The organism is Thermosynechococcus sp. HY213 (genome assembly GCF_031460975.1).
Classification (GTDB): domain Bacteria; phylum Cyanobacteriota; class Cyanobacteriia; order Thermosynechococcales; family Thermosynechococcaceae; genus Thermosynechococcus.
In genome coordinates this window covers 122,968-142,453 of the sequence record NZ_JAVKVB010000004.1, presented here as the reverse complement: position 1 = coordinate 142,453, position 19,486 = coordinate 122,968, and the positions used below count along the sequence as shown (strand labels likewise).

The 19,486-nt window shown below is 51.5% G+C and carries 18 protein-coding genes and 1 tRNA gene; 12 read left to right on the top strand and 7 right to left on the bottom strand.

Annotation, left to right across the window (positions count from 1 at the left end):
- Positions 1-22: 22 nt before the first annotated feature.
- Positions 23-1,582 (bottom strand): glycoside hydrolase family 3 N-terminal domain-containing protein, encoded by a 1,560-nt coding sequence (locus RHK62_RS01955; RefSeq protein WP_310453192.1) that lies wholly within the window; start codon positions 1,580-1,582, stop codon positions 23-25.
- A 349-nt stretch (positions 1,583-1,931) separates the two neighbouring features.
- On the opposite strand from RHK62_RS01955, the gene RHK62_RS01950 reads away from it, so the two are divergent.
- Positions 1,932-2,075, top strand: coding sequence for a hypothetical protein (locus RHK62_RS01950; protein ID WP_181495457.1), 144 nt, complete (start codon positions 1,932-1,934; stop codon positions 2,073-2,075).
- 756 nt (positions 2,076-2,831) lie between these two features.
- Here the strand turns inward: RHK62_RS01950 and sat are convergent.
- Positions 2,832-4,028: a sulfate adenylyltransferase gene (gene sat, locus RHK62_RS01945; RefSeq protein ID WP_302678705.1), complete on the bottom strand. Its 1,197-nt coding sequence runs from the start codon at positions 4,026-4,028 to the stop codon at positions 2,832-2,834.
- Positions 4,029-4,111: 83 nt separating this feature from the next.
- On the opposite strand from sat, the gene RHK62_RS01940 reads away from it, so the two are divergent.
- The 3 genes from RHK62_RS01940 to RHK62_RS01930 all read left to right on the top strand — a co-directional run bounded on the left by RHK62_RS01940 (position 4,112) and on the right by RHK62_RS01930 (position 9,026).
- Entirely contained in the window at positions 4,112-5,032 is a 921-nt protein-coding gene (locus tag RHK62_RS01940) for an alpha/beta fold hydrolase (protein WP_310453191.1), read from the top strand.
- A gap of 54 nt (positions 5,033-5,086) precedes the next feature.
- Positions 5,087-6,517, top strand: a complete 1,431-nt coding sequence (locus RHK62_RS01935; protein ID WP_310453190.1) for a sodium/glutamate symporter — start codon at positions 5,087-5,089, stop codon at positions 6,515-6,517.
- Positions 6,518-6,599: 82 nt separating this feature from the next.
- The gene (locus tag RHK62_RS01930) at positions 6,600-9,026 is read left to right on the top strand and encodes a sucrose synthase (RefSeq protein WP_310453189.1); all 2,427 of its coding nucleotides are present in this window, start codon (positions 6,600-6,602) and stop codon (positions 9,024-9,026) included.
- Positions 9,027-9,074: 48 nt separating this feature from the next.
- Here the strand turns inward: RHK62_RS01930 and RHK62_RS01925 are convergent, their stop codons facing one another.
- The gene (locus RHK62_RS01925; protein ID WP_302678702.1) at positions 9,075-9,719 is read right to left on the bottom strand and encodes a response regulator transcription factor; all 645 of its coding nucleotides are present in this window, start codon (positions 9,717-9,719) and stop codon (positions 9,075-9,077) included.
- 68 nt (positions 9,720-9,787) lie between these two features.
- Entirely contained in the window at positions 9,788-11,464 is a 1,677-nt protein-coding gene (locus tag RHK62_RS01920; protein ID WP_310453188.1) for a diguanylate cyclase, read from the bottom strand.
- A gap of 228 nt (positions 11,465-11,692) precedes the next feature.
- On the opposite strand from RHK62_RS01920, the gene RHK62_RS01915 reads away from it, so the two are divergent.
- The gene (locus RHK62_RS01915) at positions 11,693-12,784 is read left to right on the top strand and encodes a chlorophyll a/b binding light-harvesting protein (protein WP_302679141.1); all 1,092 of its coding nucleotides are present in this window, start codon (positions 11,693-11,695) and stop codon (positions 12,782-12,784) included.
- Between the two features lie 69 nt (positions 12,785-12,853).
- On the opposite strand, the gene RHK62_RS01910 is transcribed toward RHK62_RS01915, so the two are convergent.
- The 3 genes from RHK62_RS01910 to RHK62_RS01900 form a co-directional block, all read right to left on the bottom strand.
- Positions 12,854-13,072: a hypothetical protein gene (locus tag RHK62_RS01910; RefSeq protein WP_206200833.1), complete on the bottom strand. Its 219-nt coding sequence runs from the start codon at positions 13,070-13,072 to the stop codon at positions 12,854-12,856.
- 2 nt (positions 13,073-13,074) lie between these two features.
- Complete coding sequence (locus tag RHK62_RS01905; protein ID WP_302678700.1) at positions 13,075-13,728, bottom strand: DUF3318 domain-containing protein; 654 nt, start codon at positions 13,726-13,728, stop codon at positions 13,075-13,077.
- Positions 13,729-13,785: 57 nt separating this feature from the next.
- Positions 13,786-13,859: transfer RNA gene (locus RHK62_RS01900), tRNA-Pro, on the bottom strand.
- Between the two features lie 310 nt (positions 13,860-14,169).
- On the opposite strand from RHK62_RS01900, the gene RHK62_RS01895 reads away from it, so the two are divergent.
- The 7 genes from RHK62_RS01895 (at position 14,170) to RHK62_RS01865 (ending at position 19,391) form a co-directional block, all read left to right on the top strand.
- The gene (locus RHK62_RS01895; RefSeq protein WP_286649666.1) at positions 14,170-14,394 is read left to right on the top strand and encodes a hypothetical protein; all 225 of its coding nucleotides are present in this window, start codon (positions 14,170-14,172) and stop codon (positions 14,392-14,394) included.
- 487 nt (positions 14,395-14,881) lie between these two features.
- Entirely contained in the window at positions 14,882-15,421 is a 540-nt protein-coding gene (locus tag RHK62_RS01890) for a ferrous iron transport protein A (RefSeq protein ID WP_399364497.1), read from the top strand.
- Positions 15,422-15,435: 14 nt separating this feature from the next.
- Entirely contained in the window at positions 15,436-17,733 is a 2,298-nt protein-coding gene (gene feoB, locus RHK62_RS01885; protein WP_310453187.1) for a Fe(2+) transporter permease subunit FeoB, read from the top strand.
- 2 nt (positions 17,734-17,735) lie between these two features.
- Positions 17,736-17,984, top strand: coding sequence for a FeoC-like transcriptional regulator (locus RHK62_RS01880; protein ID WP_206200830.1), 249 nt, complete (start codon positions 17,736-17,738; stop codon positions 17,982-17,984).
- The gene (gene ftnA / locus RHK62_RS01875; protein WP_206200829.1) at positions 17,950-18,480 is read left to right on the top strand and encodes a non-heme ferritin; all 531 of its coding nucleotides are present in this window, start codon (positions 17,950-17,952) and stop codon (positions 18,478-18,480) included. The genes RHK62_RS01880 and ftnA overlap by 35 nt, the downstream gene beginning before the upstream one ends.
- 171 nt (positions 18,481-18,651) lie before the next feature.
- Positions 18,652-19,209 (top strand): 16S rRNA (guanine(966)-N(2))-methyltransferase RsmD, encoded by a 558-nt coding sequence (gene rsmD / locus RHK62_RS01870; RefSeq protein ID WP_310453186.1) that lies wholly within the window; start codon positions 18,652-18,654, stop codon positions 19,207-19,209.
- On the top strand, positions 19,206-19,391 hold the full coding sequence (locus RHK62_RS01865; RefSeq protein WP_206200827.1) for a hypothetical protein: 186 nt from the start codon (positions 19,206-19,208) through the stop codon (positions 19,389-19,391). The genes rsmD and RHK62_RS01865 overlap by 4 nt, the downstream gene beginning before the upstream one ends.
- The last annotated feature ends 95 nt before the right edge of the window (positions 19,392-19,486 follow it).

The following is a 19,486-nucleotide window of genomic DNA, read 5'->3' as shown; positions in this document are numbered from 1 at the left end:
CTATCGATTCCCTCGCAAAAGATCAGGAAACCTTTAGCAAGGACGCTAGGGCCAGACCTTGGGCGATGCTGTAGTGCCCATAGCTAAAAACGCGGGGCACATCGGAGTGCAGATGCTGGGCAATTTCGCGGTAGGCGTAGGGACTGCCATAGACCACCAGACCCGCCAGTTGATTTTGGGCTTGCAGTCGTTCGAGGGTGGCGATCGCTGGCGCACTTAAACCCGCTTTGCCGCGGAAGGGATTGCCACGACTAAACACCTGCACTAAGGTCGGTGCCTTGGGGAAGCCCTCAATCATGGTGAGGGGCGTTTGCTGATCAATCACCACCCGTTGGTCAAAGCCCCAAGTGGGGGGCAGTGTCAATGCGGGACAAGTACGGTTCAAAAAGCTAGCGTGCAGAGTATCATCCACGATCAGACAATTCACCCCTAAGGGCACAGGTTGCAAGGCTTGGCCAGCCCGCTCGAGACTGTCTTGGGCAATGGTGGTGGCCACCTCAACGGCTGGTGTCGTTTGGAAATAGTCCAACTGTAATGCTAGAGGCTGAAGGCGAGCCTTCGCGGCTTGAATGCGGGCTACAGCGGCCTGAATGCGCTCAGGAGGAATCCGCCCTGACTCAACGGCGGCAACCACCGCTTCAATGGCTGCCGGCGGATCCAAGGGCATGAGCAGAATATCGGCACCTGCTTCTACGGCTTTGACGGCAGCTTCGGCGGTACCGTAGGTGTTGGCGATCGCCCCCATGACCAAGGCATCGGTTACAATTAGACCCTTAAACCCCATCTCTTGGCGCAGGATTCCCGTGAGAATCGGGGGAGACAGGGTGGCGGGTCGCTCGGCATCCAAGGCGGGTAGGTGGACATGGGCGCTCATGACGGTATCCACCCCGGCAGCAATGGCAGCAATAAAGGGCGGCCATTCAATAGCTTGCAGGCGATCGCGATCGTGGGGAATCACGGGCAGTTCCAAATGCGAATCCGTGGCTGTATCCCCATGGCCGGGAAAATGCTTTGCCGTTGTGAGCACTGGATAGGCCCGTGCCCCTTGAATAAACGCGGTTGCAAGGGCACTCACAATGTCTGGCTCCTCGCCAAAGGCGCGCACATTAATCACTGGGTTTGCGGGATTATTATTCACGTCCACCACCGGGGCGAGAACCCAATTCAAGCCAATGGCTAAAGCTTCGGCTGCGGTGTATGCCCCCATTTCCTTTGCAAGGTCAACCGCCCGTTTTCGGTTCTTTTGGGCAATGGCGCCTAAAGCTGCTGGCGGGGGAAATTGTGTGGCACCACTGAAGCGTTGACCAACCCCCTCCTCAATATCCGCTGCTAGTAATAGTGGAATCGTGGCCCAAGATTGGAGTTGCCGACAGCGTTCTGCCACTTCGACGGCACTGCCCCCCAAGAGAATCACCCCACCAACTCCCCAGTCTTTAATCCAGTGTTTTAAGGTGTTTTGGGGCGGCTCCCAAGCGGGATACTGAATCTGGCTGTCGTAGAGGTAGCCACTGGCTCGTACAACCACCATCTGCGCCACCTGTGCCCGCAGTGAAAGATCAGAAAGAGGGGAAATAAATGTCATGGGTGTGATCTCATTCAGAGCAAAATTTCACAAATGAATAACTTTCTTATTCAGCATATAAAAAATTGTCTCAAACTCTCTCAGGTAACCGGTCTGATTTTTTATACTAAAAGTACAGCCTTTACAGCCCTTTTCTAAGTACGGGCTGCATAAGGGGAAATGAACCTCCTCTATAGGAGCCTTACTTGTTTTGAGTGTGTTCCATTCATGTGAAAAGGGCTGTACCTAATGATCTTGAGGCAAAGTCCGATTCCGTTGCTCCGGTAGAGCAAGTTTCAAGTTTTTCCTGCGGTGTTCAATCATTAAGCCAAAGGCTGAAGCCTAAATCGCTTTCTTTAGGAGTTGACCTATGTTAAAAGCACTACGTGAGAAACTGCAAAGTATGATGGTCTTTTTGATGGAGGCATTTGGGCGCATCTTCACCCCTCGAAACGATCACTATCCTTCCACAGGAGCACAGCCCTTTACGGGAACACCCTCCCGTAAGAGTTAGTTACTGTCTTCCGCAAGCAGAATCCCTGTAGAGACTTTACAGGTAAAAATAACTGGTATTCCTTCCGCATCAGCTCCGCCATAGCGGCAATCATGGGGCTGGTGCAGTTTTTTATGAGCTTGGGGCGATCGCCCAAACTGTTAAAACCTAGAAATAACGCTCAGCGCTAAGGGTACCACCAAAAGGTTGCAACCACTGAATCTAACGGCATATTTCAGAATCAGTTAAGGAATATTTCAGATATTGAATTTCCCGTTAACATTTGAGCATTCCCAAAGGCCTATGCTAACTTAAAAGTAGGCACAGAAAGAAAGGTTAACGATAAGAGTGAACTTAAGGCTTGTGCCTCCCAGTCCTTGAGTTCGGGATAAAGCAAAGTTACTCCAAGATAAATCTCACTCCTGTCTTGCGAGTAATATCAAAACCAATCCTTTGAGCTTCACCGTTGTATAGTTGTCCTCTCGCTTTATCCAGCCTTATCGTTTGTGTGGTTACTGCCGAAGTCCCCATCCTGTCGTCCATGGGAGTTAAGGCAAAGCTAGGTAACCTCCTAGTATCCAAGGTCGTCAACGTTGACAGCAATCCATTACCTAGTGTCCATGCTCCAAGCTTGATCGGTTGAGATCGCCTAGTGGGGGTTTTGATCGCCAGCTAAAACCACGTTTTGTCCACGTTAGTTGTTGAGTTACTTCGTCATTGCTAACTTCGTTAGGGGTCTTGCTGCCATCAGCTTGACCCCCTCGTTTTATGTTTAGGCTATGGCGTGAGTTGCGGTTGTCGCATGGCGCGTGCCAGTTCTGCTGCTACTTCTGGACGCGAAAACTCTGGAGGTGGCAATTCGCCCCGGCGCAGCATTTCCCGTACCTTTGTCCCTGAGAGGTGAATGCGCTCTTCGGGTTTGCTGGGACTGGTTTTACTGGTGGCCATAGACTGGGTGCGGGTGCAGTAGAAGGCATGCTCAAATTTCAAGGGAATAATCCCCAAGGCTGCTGGATCAAATTCATCGAAGATATGTTGGGCATCGTAGGTGCCGTAGTAGTCCCCCACACCCGCGTGATCGCGACCAACAATGAAATGGGTACAGCCGTAGTTCTTACGGACGAGGGCATGGAAAATCGCTTCCCGTGGCCCTGCATAGCGCATCGCTGCCGGATTAATGGCCAGAATCACCCGATCTTTGGGGAAGTAGTGCTCGAGCATGATTTCATAGCAGCGCATCCGCACATCGGCGGGAATGTCATCCTCCTTGGTGGCACCTACGAGGGGATGCAAAAAGAGACCATCGACGATTTCAAGGGCACATTTTTGGATATATTCGTGGGCGCGGTGGATCGGATTGCGGGTCTGGAACCCCACAATGGTGCGCCAACCTTTTTCACGGAAGAGGGCACGGGAATCCACCGGATCAATGCAGTAGTTGGGAAATTGGGGATGGGGATGCCGCTCTAGGAGCCAAATCGGGCCTGCAAGGTTGACTTCTCCCTGTTCATAGACCACCTTGACACCGGGGTGTTTGTCATCTTCAGTGCGATAGACACAGCGCGCCTCACGGCGTTTGTCATAGGTATATTTTTCGGTGAGTTCGAGAATACCCAAAAACTGACCCGCTGCGTTATCGAGGCGAATGGTTTGGCCAATTTCTAGGCGAGCAGCCACCTCCGCACTGACAGAGAGGGTAATGGGAATTGACCAAGGCAAACCATTGGCAAGGTACATTTCTTCAACGACCCGCTCGTAGTCGGCCTGTCCCATAAACCCCGTCAGAGGACTAAAGCCACCAATGGCGATGAGTTCTAAATCGGAGACAGCGCGCTCATCAAGGGTAATGCGGGGCAATTGATCGGCACGGGCGAGCCACGCCTGTTTTTGTTCGGAGGAGAGAATCCGATTGACGAGGATACCGCCGTGGGGGGCGATCGCATCCTTTGTCTGTACTGTCGGTGATGGACTCAATGTGGAACTCCTTTTTGGGGTTGGATGAACCTGTTGCAAAACTTCATAACTAAGATAGAAGTCATTATTGGACGAATAGGTGCATGAGACAACTGGTAGACCCCTATCGTTATGGCGTCGAGCGGGAGTGGTGCTGGCGAGGATGGCAGAGTCGCTATAGCTTTTGGTGGCCTGCTGCTGTAGATGAGAAGAAGGGGAGATCTCCAGTGATTTTGCTCCACGGCTTTGGGGCGTCTCTACGGCATTGGCGATACAATCTTCGGGTTTTGGGAGACTATCAGCCGACCTATGCTCTCGATTTAATAGGATTGGGGGCAGCAGAAAAGCCCATTGCGGCCTATGGGGCTGAGTTTTGGGCGGCTCAGGTTCATGCCTTTTGGCAAAAGATTGTCGGGCAGCCAGCGGTGATTGTTGGCAACTCCATTGGGGCGTTGATTGCCCTGACCTGTGCTTATCGCTATCCGCAGATGACGGCGGGGGTGGTGATGCTAAGTCTGCCGGATCCAGCGGTGCGCGAGGAGTTGATTCCGAGGGCGATCGCTCCCCTTGTGAGCGGAATTGAACAGATTTTTACGGCTCCTTGGCTGCTGCGCACCCTTTTTTACACGATTCGCCGTCCCTTCATTGTCAAGCGTTGGGCACAATTGGCCTACGCCAACCCCAACTGTGTGGATGATGAATTGCTGGACATCCTGCTCACCCCTGCCTATGACCGTGATAGCGATCGCGCCTTTGGGCAAATCATTCGCGCCATGAGCCGCACGGACTTTGGGCCGAGTGCCAAGACAATGCTCAAGAGCGTGCCCCAACCCCTATTGCTGATTTGGGGACGACAGGATCGCTTCATCCCGCCTGCGCTAAGTCAACGGTTTCAACAGGCACAGCCAAGAATGCAAGTGGTGGAGCTAGATCAAACCGGTCACTGCCCCCACGATGAGCAGCCCGATCTCGTCAATGCGTTGCTTTTGGATTGGTTGCGCAGCCACGAACTTGTGAGGGGTTGAGTCCTACGGTTGCAGGCTCTATGATCACGACAATCTTCAGAGTTGGCATGGCAGATGTTTAGGCTGATTACAGTTTTCTGGGCGTTTATTTTTATTGGTGTTTTGCTGCTGTTGGGGCGAATTGTGCGGCAGCGTTGGGCACTGATGCGATCGCTCTATATGCCCAGTTCAGTCATTGCGGGCGTTTTGGGACTCATTCTTGGCCCTAGTGTCCTTGGGGCGATCGCCAGTCAAATTGCTCCCAACTCCGGTTTAGGGAACGGTCTTTTTGCCGAAGACATCCGCGAAGTTTGGAAACAGTCTCCCAGTATTTTCATCAACATAGTTTTTGCCTGTCTATTTCTAGGGGAGATCATCCCTAGCCCTCGGGAAATTTGGCAGAAAGCTTCACCGCAGGTCGCCTTTGGTCAGATTTTGGCTTGGGGGCAATACGTGGTGGGGCTGCTGCTGACGTTGCTTGTTCTCACTCCTGTATTTGGCATGGATCCAATTGCTGGTGCCCTGATTGAGATCACCTTTGAGGGGGGGCATGGGACTGCCGCCGGCATGGCCGATACCTTTAGGGAGTTAAACTTTACCGCTGGGGCTGATATGGCCTTGGGCTTGGCCACTGTGGGCTTAGTCTCTGGGGTGGTTTTTGGAGTGGCACTGATCAACTGGGCACGGCGCACAGGACGCTTGCAGATCAAACCCTTGGTGGACTCTGAAACCGCGGAGAATCTCGACCCTCATCCCCACGATGACCTAGAAACACGGCAACGGCGGCGACAACTGCTGCGGGAGTTACTCATTGATCCTTTGTCATTAAATTTCTGTTTTGTGGGTTTGGCGATTATTGTGGGCTGGGTGATTCTTGAAGCGCTGCGACTCCTAGAGCGTCTCACTTGGGGACAAACGGGTTTAAAGCTCATGGCCTATGTGCCCCTATTTCCCTTGGCGCTGATCGGTGGCATTATTGTGCAGCTCATCCTGACCCGTTGGCGCAAACAGTACCTGATTAGCCGGCCACTGATTAACCGTATTGGCGGTGTCGCCTTGGATGTGACGATTATTACCGCCTTGGCCACCCTCTCTTTAGCCGCCATTGGTGAAAATCTCATTCCCTTTCTCCTCTTGAGTGTGGGGGGAATTGCTTGGAATCTCTTTGTCATGCTCTATTTAGCGCCGCGAATTTTGCCCATGTTCTGGTTTGAGCGGGGAATTGGCGACATGGGGCAATCGATGGGGGTGACATCTACTGGGCTATTGCTGATTCGTATGGTGGATCCCCACAACCAATCGGGCGCCTTGGAAAGTTTTGCCTACAAACAGATTCTCTTTGAGCCGATTGTCGGCGGTGGGTTATTTACGGCGGCGGCACCAATTCTGATCCGTAATTTTGGGGTGGTGCCTGTACTGGCGCTCACGGGCGGGCTGTTAGGCCTGTGGTTAGTGTTTGGATTGTGGAACTATGGCCAAATCCGGCGATCCTTGGCGCAAAATTGACCCCATTCAGGGAGAACCCTAGAATAGAAACGACTTGAGCCGCTGTGCTGTCTCAGGTAAAAGCCGTGTTGTGAGTTTGCCGATGACCTCTGTGCTCCTCAAATCCGTTGTTGAAAGTGATGAACGTGCCGATCTGCGCCAATTTTCACGCATCCTGCAACTAGGGGAAAAACGCTATCTCCTGCGCAATGATATTTTGGGCGCCTTTGCAGATTACTGTCGCGACCTCGATCGCCCTGTCCCCACACCCTTCGAATCCCGCCTCAGCAAGCTGGTGTTCTATACCCAAGAGATCATTGTTGACAACGAAAGTCTGTGTTGGATTATTCGGCCACGGATTGCGCAGCAGGAGGTGTGTCGGCTGCTGGTGGAGGATTTGACGATCGTGCCGATGACAATTCCAGAGCTACTGGATCTGCGCGATCGCCTAGTCAATCGGTACCATCCCAATGAGGGGGATGTTTTTGAAATTGATGTCCAGCCCTTCTATGACTACTCGCCAATTATCCGTGATGCCAAGAATATCGGTAAGGGGGTGGAATTTCTCAATCGCTATTTATCCAGCAAGCTTTTCCAAGACCCGCGCCAGTGGCAGCAGAACCTCTTTAACTTTTTGCAAATTCACCGCTACAACGGCTATCAACTTCTGATCAATGAGCGGATTCGCTCTCCTCAGCACCTCTCAGAACAGGTGAAGCAAGCTCTTGTGGCCTTGAGCGATCGCGCCTCCGACGAGGCCTACAGTGAGTTTCGCTTTGAACTGCAAAATCTGGGCTTTGAACCGGGTTGGGGCAATACGGCGGCACGGGTACGCGACACCCTAGAAATTTTAGATCAACTCTTGGATTCGCCCGATCACCAAGTGCTAGAGGCCTTTGTCTCGCGGGTTCCGATGCTCTTTCGCATTGCCCTCATTTCTCCCCACGGCTGGTTTGGCCAAGAGGGGGTGCTGGGGCGACCCGACACCGGCGGGCAGGTGGTCTATATCCTCGATCAAGTGAAAAGCCTTGAAAAACAAATGCGGGAGGATTTAGAACTGGCCGGGCTGGGGGTACTGGAGGCACGGCCTAAAATTATTGTCCTGACTCGCCTGATTCCCAATGCCGAAGGGACGCTGTGCAACCAACGCCTAGAGAAAATCTACGGCACCAACAACGCTTGGATCCTGCGGGTGCCGTTTCGCGAATTTAATCCCAAGGTGACCCAAAACTGGATTTCTCGCTTTGAAATCTGGCCCTATTTGGAAACCTTTGCCATTGACGCGGAGCGGGAGTTGCGGGCGGAATTTGGCCATGTGCCCGATTTAATTATTGGTAACTATTCCGATGGCAACTTGGTGGCTTTTTTGCTGGCGCGGCGAATGAAGGTGACCCAATGCAACATTGCCCATGCCCTCGAGAAATCCAAGTACCTCTTTAGTAACCTCTACTGGCAGGACTTAGAGGATAAATATCACTTCTCAATGCAATTTACGGCGGATCTGATTGCCATGAATGCTGCCAACTTTATCATCAGCAGCACCTACCAAGAGATTGTGGGCACACCCGACAGTATTGGCCAGTACGAGTCCTATCAATCCTTTACGATGCCTGACCTGTACCATGTGGTGAACGGCATTGAACTCTTTAGCCCGAAATTTAATGTGGTGCCACCGGGGGTGAATGAACAGGTTTACTTTCCCTACTACCACTATACGGAGCGGCTAGAGGGCGATCGCCAGCGGTTGGAAGAACTGCTCTTTACCCTTGAGGATCCGCAGCAGATCTATGGTTACTTAGAAAATCCGAACAAACGCCCTCTCTTTTCGATGGCACGGCTGGATCGGATTAAAAACCTCACAGGACTGGCAGAAGCCTTTGGCCGCAGCAAAGAACTGCAAGAGCGGTGTAATTTAATTTTGGTGGCAGGGAAATTGCGTACCGAAGACTCCAGCGATCGCGAGGAAATCGCCGAAATTGAGAAGCTCTATCAAATCATCCACGAGTACAATCTCCACGGTAAGATTCGCTGGCTAGGGATTCGTTTACCGAAAGCAGATTCGGGGGAAGTTTACCGCATCATTGCCGATCGCCAAGGGATTTTTGTCCAGCCGGCGTTGTTTGAAGCTTTTGGCCTGACGATTTTGGAAGCCATGATCAGTGGTCTGCCCACCTTTGGTACCCGCTTTGGTGGCCCTCTGGAAATTATCCAAGATGGGGTGAATGGTTTTTATATCAACCCAACCCACCTAGAAGAAATGGCGGAGACTATCCGCCGCTTTATAGAGGCTTGCGATCGCGATCCGCAGCAGTGGCAACGAATTTCCAAAGCGGGTATCCAGCGGGTCTATAGCACCTACACTTGGAAAATTCACTGTACACGCCTGCTTTCCCTTGCCAAGATCTACGGCTTCTGGAACTTCTCTTCCCAAGAAAACCGCGAAGACATGATGCGCTATATGGAGGCACTCTTCTATCTGCTCTATAAACCCCGCGCCCAAGCCCTATTGGCAGAGCACATGCAGCGGTGATATGGGTTTAGCGACTAGGTGGGAAGCCCCGCGATCGTCGAGAGTATGTTACACGTAATGGTAATCGATCGCCCAGCGAGCCAATTCAGTGCGATTATGGCAGCCGGTTTTACCCAAAATATTGCTGACATGGCTTTCTACGGTACGCTGACTGATATGTAGTTCTGCCGCAATTTCACGATTCAACATTCCGCGGGCAACGTATTGGAGAATTCGGGTTTCTGTGGGAGTGAGTTCGACACCGGGGGGTGGTGTAGGCGCAGGAGGGGATTGCAGTCGTTGCGCTTCCCGCAGGCGAGCCGTTTGTTTGAGGAGGGCTTGGATTTGGGCGAGGAGTTCATCCGGTTCGAAGGGCTTGACTAGGTAAACATCACCGCCGGTTTGCAACCCTTTGATGCGATCGTGGGTTTGCCCCTTGGCCGAGAGAAAGAGCACTGGTAACCAACTGAGGTGTGTTTGTTGTCGCACTGCACTGACAAAGCTATAGCCATCCATCTGGGGCATCATCACATCACAAATAATTAAGTCGGGCGTCTGCTGCTGCAGAATTGCCAGACCTTCGTTGCCATGGGCTGCCGTCAGTACACGATACCCCTGCATCTCAAGGTAATCCTTGACCAAGAGGACAAGATTAGGGTCGTCATCTACCAGTAGAATCGTGGCATTTTGCGCAGGGGACGCCTCAAGGTTCATACATTCAGAGCAGTTAACGGTGCTGACGCCAAGTCTTACTAAGAATGAGGGTGCTCCTATAGGATAGCTTATTCCTGTTGGGGGGAAGCATTGGCCAGCTCTGGAGACATCTCCTTTGGCGCCGTGGCAATCTGAGAACGTCCCGCTGCCTTAGCGGCATAGAGGGCATCATCGGCTATCTTCACCAGTTGTAGTAAGGTCTCCCCGTGGGTGGGAAACTGACTGATGCCGGCACTAAAACTCACCTTGAAGCTGTCATGGTTGGGGGCGTGGAAGGTATGGTTGCGCAATCGCTGTAAACAGATGGCAAGGCGGTGTTTGGCCACATCAAGGGAAATATCATAGAGGGCAATTAAAAATTCTTCGCCACCCCAGCGAGCCACGACATCTTCCATCCGTAGGGACTGTCGCAACATTCGAGCGGTGGTCACCAATACCTGATCGCCAACGTCGTGACCATAGGTGTCATTGATGCGTTTGAAATGGTCTAAATCCAAAACGGCGATGCAAAGAGTTTGCTGTTGGCGGTTGGCAAGGGTCAAAAAGCGTTCAATCTCTTCTGTGGCTTTACGACGATTGCTCAATCCCGTGAGGGGATCTACCTCTGCCAAGCGTTTCAGGAGGCGGGTACGCTCTAGGCGATTGATGATCCGCGTCATTAGCTCAGGGCCGACAATTGGCTTGCTAACAAAATCATCGGCGCCAGCGGCAAAGAGTTGGGTGACAAGGGCTGGATCAGTGGTTGCGGTAAGAAAAAGAATTGGCAGCTGGTTCCAGTGGGGATCATTGCGCACCACTTGGCAGAGTTCTAGGCCGTTAATGCCGGGCATTTGGACATCGAGAATAACCAATTCGGGGTTGGTGGCCTCTAGGACATCCCAAAATTGATCGGGATCCTGAAGGGAGGTGACACTCATTCCCCAGGGTTCCAAGAGCCGTTTCAAGATGGCTAGGGTGACGGCGTCATCATCCACGGTCAGGATACTAGCGGAGGTCATTTCTTGAGGTTGCAGTAACTGTTCGAGAGTCTGCAAGAGTCGCTCAAGATCAACAGGCTTACTCAAGGTGATCCGTGAGCCAAGGCGAATGGCGGCGAGGCGATCGCGCCAGGTGTCACGGGCAGTAAATACTAGGGCGGGGATGGGGGGACGATGTTGCCGCAACTGCTGCAAGAACTCGCGGGTGGTTACCTCATCAGGCATCACTTCAGGATTGAGAATGACAGCATTGGGCCAGCATTCCTCAAGTAAGGTGTTGACCAGCGGCCAGCTATCCATTGCGACGTAGCGGAACCCACCATCAACGGAGTGCTCCTCAAGGGAGCGAATTAACTCGGCGTCGTTGTCAATGTGCAGGACAAGGGGCAGGCCTGAGTCGTTATGATTGTCAGGCTTGGAGGTGGCGATCGCGCTGAGGAGCTGCTGGACGATTTCAAGGAGCGCTGCTGGGGAGCAGGGATAGTGGTAATAAATCACTTGGGTTTCTGGCTGGGTTGGCCAATCCTTGCGGGTAAGAATCAAAATTGGCTCTTGAAACCCGCGATCGCGCACCTGCTGGCAAAAGGCCTCAACTGCCGTGTCTAAATGGGACTCATCCACAATCAATAGGTGATAGCGACTACTGGCCAATAGTCCCCAGAGGTCTTCAGAGCGGGCAACGACATCCACCCGATGATCCGCAGTGGTCAAGATGGAGACCAACGTTGCTGCCGTTGCCACGTCGTCGTGATAAAGCAAAATGGCCATACTTGCTTGCCAACAGCCTATTGCTATTACCCTACTGCCTTGGCTTGATCTTGCTCAAGTTCTCGGAGATACAGATTGCCGCTGGAGGGGAGTTACATATCTTTACATTTTATCCTTGCCAGATGCTAAAAATTCTCAATAGTGGTGCTATAGTAGGCCTAGGCTTTATTGAGATTTATCCTCAATAAGTTCAGCGTCGATATTATGCGTTTATCGAAGGAGGAATGTATGGCGATCGCCAGTGAATCCCCAACCTCTGTGACTACACCACCACCAACAGGTGCAGGTTTACAAACCTATGGCCAAGCCAATGTCAAGTACGACTGGTGGGCAGGCAATGCCCGATTCGTGAACCTGTCGGGTCTATTTATTGCTGCCCATGTGGCGCAAGCAGCGCTAACTGTCTTTTGGGCGGGTGCCTTTACGCTCTACGAAATTTCCCAATACAAACCCGATCTACCCATGGGGGAACAGGGCTTGATTTTGCTGCCCCATTTAGCGACCTTAGGGTTTGGCATTGGCGAGGGCGGTAAAGTTGTGGATCTGTACCCCTACTTTGTCATTGGCGCCGTGCATCTCATTTCCTCAGCCGTGCTGGGTGCGGGTGCCCTCTTTCATACCTTTCGTGCCCCTCACGATCTCAGTACCGCCACAGGGCGGGCGCGGCGCTTCCATTTCCGCTGGGACGATCCGAAACAACTGGGGATTATTTTGGGGCATCATTTGCTCTTTTTAGGGTTTGGTGCCTTGCTATTAGTGCTCAAAGCAACCATCTGGGGCGGGTTGTACGATGCCAATTTGCAGACGGTACGCCTTGTCACCCAGCCCACCTTGGATCCCTTTGTCATCTATGGCTATCAAACCCACTTCGCCAGTATTAACAATTTGGAAGATCTCGTGGGCGGGCATATCTATGTTGCCCTCTTGCTCATTGCGGGTGGCATTTGGCATATTCTTGTGCCGCCGCTGAATTGGGCACGGAAAGTGCTGATGTTTAATGCTGAAGCTATCCTTTCCTACTCCCTTGGCGGCATTGCCCTCGCGGGATTTGTGGCGGCCTATTTTTGTGCGGTGAATACCCTCGCCTATCCCGTAGAGTTTTACGGACCACCCCTAGAAGTGAAACTGGGAATTGCTCCCTACTTTGCGGACACCATTGATTTACCCCTTGGGCAGCATACCCCGCGGGCTTGGTTGGCCAATGCCCACTTCTTCCTTGCCTTTTTCTTCCTACAGGGTCACCTTTGGCATGCCCTGCGCGCCATGGGATTCAATTTCAAACAATTGGAGACTTTTCTCAATCCAGCTCTTGAAAATTAATTGCAATAGTTCCCCTCTTGAGCCATAGGTGCTGCCCTCGGTCAGAGCGATCGAGGGTTTTTTATGAATTCAAGGCAGGCTTTCATTTTTTTGGGAACGTTTGGTACCCCTGAGCTGTCGGGCGATCGCTGGCGCAAAGAAAATCAAAAAGGCAACTTGCGCCGTGAAGACCCAGCCATAGTACCGCAGGACAGGATGTAAATCCCACTGCGCCATAAACCCTAGACTGGCCACTGTCCATAGGAGAATGAGGGTTGGCAGCAGCAGTTGGCGTTTTGGCCGAGCCATGATTAAGATTCTGCTGGAGTGTCGTTTTGCATGGCCTGCATGCGGGCTTTGGCTTTGGCCGCACTCTTTTTCAGGGCTTGCAGACGCATCTCATAGCGTTTGCGTTGGCGGCGATTGGGGGCTTGCTCAATTAGGAGCTTGAGGGCACTGCCAAGGCTTTTGTAGGCGTTAGGGAGTTCATAGCCAAAACGAGTCGCAAGGGCGATCGCCCGCTCATCAGCAGCAATGGCTTCCTTGAGAACCTTTTCACCATTATTGCGCTGGTAGAGCCGCCAGCCCGAAAAGCCACACAGCCCAAGGGCAAGCAGCAGCAACAGGCCATCCTGCACCCAGAGTTCTCCCACAGCACCCCCTAAACCAATCGCTAGTGCTGCCATCTCCCAGCCATCGCGGGGAATCGTGTCATTTTGAATGCGGGCGACCTCATGCCAAAAGAGGAGATTGCGCTGATCCTTGGCCAATTGATCCCAACGGGCTAAATCAATTTGAATCTCCACCTCATCTTTGCCAATTTCTTCGCAGGTAATGAGGGGAGGATTCACCCCACTGGCCGGTTCGATCGTCACCCAGCTTTGCAGCTCTGGTGGCAAGAGAGACTTGAGACGACGCAATTCTGCTAAGTCAGAACGGGCAACTGAGGATGCAGCCGAGGTCATAGCACAACACAATCCTAGGGTATGTATTACCTATCTTAACAGTTGAAGGCTAACCAATCGGGATGACAGGATTTGAACCTGCGACCCCTTCGTCCCGAACGAAGTGCGCTACCAAGCTGCGCTACATCCCGATAACTTATCTAAGATAACACTTGCTGGGGTTTTCCTCAATGGCGATGGAGCGGTTGGCACAACCTAGGAAATTTAGTCCAGTTTTAGTCCATAGTTCAAACTATGGCAGTGAAAACCCTCTTCAAAAGGGAGTTTGAAAAATCTGCTCTATTGCGGCACCCACAATCGGTCAAACAGAACCAGTCAGGTAGAGCCGTTTTCCAAGGGTTTAATAGCAACGCTTGTCTCTGGGGATGGCAACTGTAAACCTTAAGGAGAAGAACATCCCCCTCTCAAGTACGGTCAGATTTCGAGATCACCTTAAGTCGCGTGTTTGCCCTGATTCGTCTTGTTCATCTGCTCACAGCAGAACATTGCCCGCCGAGACAGCTCTACCGCACCAGAAAAACGATCCTAGTCGCTCTTCTTTACCTGATTGGCAACGCTCGGCTTTTTCCCGACATGGACGATCCGCAGGTGTGGTACACCGATTACTACGATTTAATCGTTGCTGCCAAAGCGCTGGGAACGGGGGATGACACCTTACCCCACTGACCTGAAAAACCCAATGAGTTCAAACGCTACTTGGACATCACAAGCTCTGACCTCGCTGGCCTGTTTATTTGTTTTATCGAGGCGGAGATGACCCAATCGTAGAAAAACAGCATCAAAACTTGGCTAACGACAAAACTTAGGCAAATTTTCAAGCTGCCTTTATGAGCAAGGGTGATTTCTAAACCCATAGGGACTTTCGTCGTTTTGAGCGGATTTGATCGCCGTGACTTGCAGGAGCTTTGCGCATCCATAAAAAACGCTCTTTGTAAAATCTCTTATGAGATTAAATATCTTAATAAAAGACTTATTGCAAGTCTCAATATCTCACTTAAGACAAAATTCACACCAAAACTTTCAAATAGGCTCAGCTCTTAGGATGATTGGAGATAGGTTAAGACTTGCTAAAGTCACGGTGCCACTGCAAAGCTGTGCTATAAATTGAGAATTATATGCAATAACTAGCTTTCAAAAAATCATTAAATGCAATATGTCATCACCTTTGTGGCCACCCTTTACCTATATCGCCGACCCCCATTCTCGAAGACAGCGATGGAGACGAGGCATGTCTAATCTGATTTCCCTTGCTGAAGCTAAGGTGGGCGATCGCTACTGCATTGTGAAGTTAATGTGCAGCAATACCCAGCAACTGTTGGGGATGGGTCTGGCACCGGGGGCGATAATTAGCATCTTACATCGGGGCGATCGCGGGGCAGTCATGGTGGCTCTTGACTCAAAGCGGTTTTGTGTGAACCACGAGCTAGCCCAAAACATCTTGCTCAAAGAGCTGGAATTGGCAGCTGTAAACCTACGCAGTGCCCCCCTTGGTGCTCGCCTGCGCATTATCGGCTATGCCCCTACCACCCCCAGTTACAAACGCAAATTATTAGCCATGGGTTTAACCCCCGGCACCGAAGTTGAGGTTGTCCGCCATGCCCCCTTGGGTGATCCCACAGATATTAAGGTGCGAGGCTTTCATTTGAGCTTGCGTAAGGATGAAGCTGATGCCCTCAAAGTCCATCTGCTCTAGCAAAGGAGTGTGACATGGCAGCAACAATTGCGTTAATTGGTAACCCAAATTGTGGCAAAACAACAATTTTCAATGGTCTTACGGGGGCAAATCAGCGGGTAGGGAACTGGCCAGGAGTTACTGTTGAGCGCAAGGAAGGCCGCTATCGGGATCGCGACATCACTGTCCAAGTTGTGGATCTACCGGGGGTCTATGCCCTCGATGCTGAGGATAGCACTGGCTTAGACGAGCAGATTGCCCGCAAGTTTCTATTGGCGGGGGAATATGACTTGGTAGTGAATATTCTGGATGCCGCTAACTTAGAGCGCAATTTTTACCTCACATCACAATTGCTTGATCTAGGAGTCCCCCTCATCCTTGTCCTCAACATGATGGATGTGGCTCGTGCCACCAAAATCAAGATGGATATCCCAGCCTTGAGCCAGCGCTTAGGTCTACCGGTGCTGCCTTTTTGTGCCAAACAACAACAGCATTTTGCTCAACTGCGGCAAACTATTCGCACTGCCTTGGCAGCACCACCTGTTTCTAGCGTTAGTGTGCCCCAACCCCCTGTGATTGAAGAGGCTATTGCTGATTTGCTGACTCAAGGCCTCAAAAATCGGGCACAGGCCTTGGCTTGGCTGCAATATATTGAATCAGTTCCCAATGATGTTGTAGCACCACTGCGCCAATGGCGAGAGCGGATTCACCAGACCCTAGGAGAAGACATAGACCTTGTGATTGCCGATAGTCGCTATTGCTGGATTCAGCACCTAATGGCTGAGGTTCTGGAACAGGGCGATCGCCTGACAACAACAGTCTCTGATCGCATTGACCGCATTGCACTCAACCGCTGGTTGGGAATTCCCATTTTCTTGGCCGTCATGTACTTGATATTTCTCATCTCAATTAACGTGGGGGGTGCCTTTATTGACTTTTTTGATATTGGTGTCGGAACGCTGGTCGTGGGTTGGCCGACCCAAGTGCTGGAAACATTTAATGCCCCCGGTTGGCTCATTGGTCTTCTGGCAGAGGGAGTGGGGGGCGGTATCCAAACAACGGCAACATTTATTCCTCAAATTGGCTTGCTCTTTATTTTTCTCACACTTCTTGAAGACTCTGGTTATTTAGCACGGGCAGCCTTTGTCATGGATCGGTTGATGCGCTGGCTGGGCTTACCCGGTAAGTCCTTTGTACCGATGATGGTTTCCTTTGGCTGCAATATCCCCGGCATTATGGCCACCCGCACACTCGAGAATCGGCGCGATCGCCTGATGACGATTTTGATGAATCCCTTTATGTCCTGTGGTGCCCGCCTACCGGTCTATGCCCTGTTTGTTGCTGCTTTCTTCCCCCGCAGCGGCCAAAATATCGTGTTTTTGCTTTATATGGTGGGAATTGCCACAGCCATCTTCACGGGATTCTTGCTGAAGCGCACCCTCTTTCAAGGAGAGATTGCTCCGTTTGTAATGGAATTGCCCCCCTACCGTTTACCCACCTTCAGAGGGGTACTCCTGCGGGCTTGGGAGCGGCTAAAAACCTTTATTAGTCGAGCGGGCAAGATGATTGTCGTCCTTGTGGTCATTCTCGGACTGCTCAACTCTGTCGGCACCGATGGTCGCTTTGGCCAAAAGGATAGTACTCAATCAATTTTGAGCGCCTTTAGTCGCCAAATTACGCCGATTTTCTCGCCAATGGGGATTCAGTCCGACAACTGGCCAGCAACCGTAGGACTCTTTACGGGGATCTTTGCCAAGGAAGTGATGGTGGGAACGATGGATGCCCTCTATACAGAGTTAGCTCGCCAAGAAGCCCAAAGCACTGAAGCTGGAGATAGACCAGAAGAACCCTTTTCAGTTTGGGGGGGATTAAAGGAAGCGGTGCTCAGCATTCCCAAAAATCTCAGTGAGCTGGGGCAACGGGTGCTTGATCCTTTAGGGTTCCATGTGTTGCAAGAGGCAGATAACCCCGAAGCCGCAGCTGAACTTCAGAGCGTGCACTACACAACATTTGGCCAGATGGCACAACGGTTTGGCACGACAACGGCAGCGATCGCCTTCCTGCTCTTTGTTTTGCTCTACTTTCCCTGTGTATCGGCCACTGCCGCCGTCTATCGAGAAACCAATTTGGGCTGGACTATCTTTGTAGCGGCTTGGACAACGGGATTGGCCTACTGGGTCGCCACTGCTTACTACCAACTCATGACCTTTGCGGCGCATCCGATGTTCTCGCTAATTTGGTTACTGGCTCTAGGGGCAGTGATGGGGATGGTAATCATGGCCTTGAAATATTGGGGCGATCGCCAGCGGTTTTCCTCGCCACAGGGGACATAATTATGCTCTTGCAACTGCAGGACTATATTCAGAAGCACCACGTGGTTTCCTTGGAAGAATTGGTTGCCCATTTTCAGGTACCGCCAGCGATGATTGAACTGATCCTTAGCCAACTCATCCGCAAAGGACGGGTGAAAAAAATCATCCCTAGCCACTGTGGCGGCTGTCATCAGTGTGGTTTTTACCCTCTTGAACTTTACGAATGGAGAATCAACAATGCTATCCCAAGCAATGACCAACCGGCTCAATGAGCAAATCAACCTTGAGATTTATTCAGCACATCTCTACTTGCAGATGAGTTCCTGGTGTGCCCACAAAGCCCTTGAGGGTTGTGCGGCGTTCCTCAGTCAACATGCTGATGAAGAAATGGCACACATGCGGCGGCTTTTGAACTACATGCATGAAACCGGTGCCTTGGCAATCCTAGGCGGTATGGAAGCTCCCCCACACACATTTCAGTCCCTGCGGGAGATGTTCAGTAAAGTTTATGAGCATGAACAGTTTGTAACTCACAAAATTAATGAGTTAGTGCAGTTAGCGGATACGGAGCCTGACTATGCGACGTTGCAATTTTTGCAGTGGTATGTGGCCGAGCAGCACCAAGAAGAGTTTTTGTTCAAGAGTATCCTTGACAAGATTGAACTGATTGGCACGGAGGGGCAAGGACTCTTCTTTATTGATCAGGAAATTGGCAGGCTTGCCCAAACCAAAGGAACCACGACAATGCAGTCAACGCCCGCAGCCTAAAGCCAAAAGGGTGCCGCTTCAGAAAGTGTCATGTGTCGCTACAGGAGTTCCCAAGGACTCAGAGTATCTTGTAGGTAGTGAGGAGTGATTCGCAAACAAAAGTCCTGGGGTCGAAACACGGCAAGACTCCCGGGGCTTTTTATTTTGGGCGAAAGCCGTTACCTTAAGCGTATGCCTCTGCGAATTTCTGGCCAGCGATCGCTCAAAACCCTTTCCGGTCACAGTACCCGTCCCACCCGTGCCAAAGTTCGCCAAGCCATTTTCAATATTTGGCAAGGTCGCCTCCAAGGATGTTGCTGGCTGGATTTGTGTGCTGGTACCGGTGCCATGGGAGCAGAAGCCCTGCTGCGGGGTGCCCAGTGGGTGGTGGCGATCGAACAGTCTCCCCAAGCCTGTCAAGTCATCCGCCAAAACTGGTCAACCCTTGCCCAGCCCCATCAGCACACTTTAGTTTTGCGGGGAGATGTGCGCCAGAAATTGACCCAAGTCCCTGTGCCTCAGTTTGACTTCATCTACTTTGATCCTCCCTATAATAGTGACTTATATCTACCCGTTCTCCAGTTAATTTGGCAGCAAAAGTGTCTTAGCCCTGAGGGAGAAATTGCTGTTGAGTGTCGCACAAAAAATCCACCAGATTTAGAGGCGATCTTGGCGATCGGCTGGCAGCAGCAACGCATTAAAATCTATGGCAGCACGACAGTACTCTTCTTGGTTTGTCACAAAAATTGACATTTACAGACATTGGTGGTGCGGAGTTGGTGGCGTGGCAGTTGCAGGAGGCGATTCAAGCGAGATACATTGTCCATGAATATTCTTCAGCGGGTTGCTGTGGGAGACTGAGCTTTGGGGTGGCCTTACTGATTCCGCGGGGAAATGATTCCCCCTTAGAGCTGTTTAATGCAGCGGATTAGGCGCTTTATGAAGCCAAGCACCAAGAGCGCAATCACGTCATCGTCAAACCCATTGTGCAGTCTCCCACCATCCCCCCTAGCTGTTCCTTTAAGAG

Coding starts and splice junctions, on each gene's coding strand:
- RHK62_RS01955 (WP_310453192.1), bottom strand. CDS start 1,582: ATGACATTTATTTCCCCTCTTTCTGATCTTTCACTGCGGGCACAGGTG.
- RHK62_RS01950 (WP_181495457.1), top strand. CDS start 1,932: ATGTTAAAAGCACTACGTGAGAAACTGCAAAGTATGATGGTCTTTTTG.
- RHK62_RS01940 (WP_310453191.1), top strand. CDS start 4,112: ATGAGACAACTGGTAGACCCCTATCGTTATGGCGTCGAGCGGGAGTGG.
- RHK62_RS01935 (WP_310453190.1), top strand. CDS start 5,087: ATGTTTAGGCTGATTACAGTTTTCTGGGCGTTTATTTTTATTGGTGTT.
- RHK62_RS01930 (WP_310453189.1), top strand. CDS start 6,600: ATGACCTCTGTGCTCCTCAAATCCGTTGTTGAAAGTGATGAACGTGCC.
- RHK62_RS01925 (WP_302678702.1), bottom strand. CDS start 9,719: ATGAACCTTGAGGCGTCCCCTGCGCAAAATGCCACGATTCTACTGGTA.
- RHK62_RS01920 (WP_310453188.1), bottom strand. CDS start 11,464: ATGGCCATTTTGCTTTATCACGACGACGTGGCAACGGCAGCAACGTTG.
- RHK62_RS01915 (WP_302679141.1), top strand. CDS start 11,693: ATGGCGATCGCCAGTGAATCCCCAACCTCTGTGACTACACCACCACCA.
- RHK62_RS01910 (WP_206200833.1), bottom strand. CDS start 13,072: ATGGCTCGGCCAAAACGCCAACTGCTGCTGCCAACCCTCATTCTCCTA.
- RHK62_RS01905 (WP_302678700.1), bottom strand. CDS start 13,728: ATGACCTCGGCTGCATCCTCAGTTGCCCGTTCTGACTTAGCAGAATTG.
- RHK62_RS01890 (WP_399364497.1), top strand. CDS start 14,882: ATGTCATCACCTTTGTGGCCACCCTTTACCTATATCGCCGACCCCCAT.
- feoB (WP_310453187.1), top strand. CDS start 15,436: ATGGCAGCAACAATTGCGTTAATTGGTAACCCAAATTGTGGCAAAACA.
- RHK62_RS01880 (WP_206200830.1), top strand. CDS start 17,736: ATGCTCTTGCAACTGCAGGACTATATTCAGAAGCACCACGTGGTTTCC.
- ftnA (WP_206200829.1), top strand. CDS start 17,950: ATGCTATCCCAAGCAATGACCAACCGGCTCAATGAGCAAATCAACCTT.
- rsmD (WP_310453186.1), top strand. CDS start 18,652: ATGCCTCTGCGAATTTCTGGCCAGCGATCGCTCAAAACCCTTTCCGGT.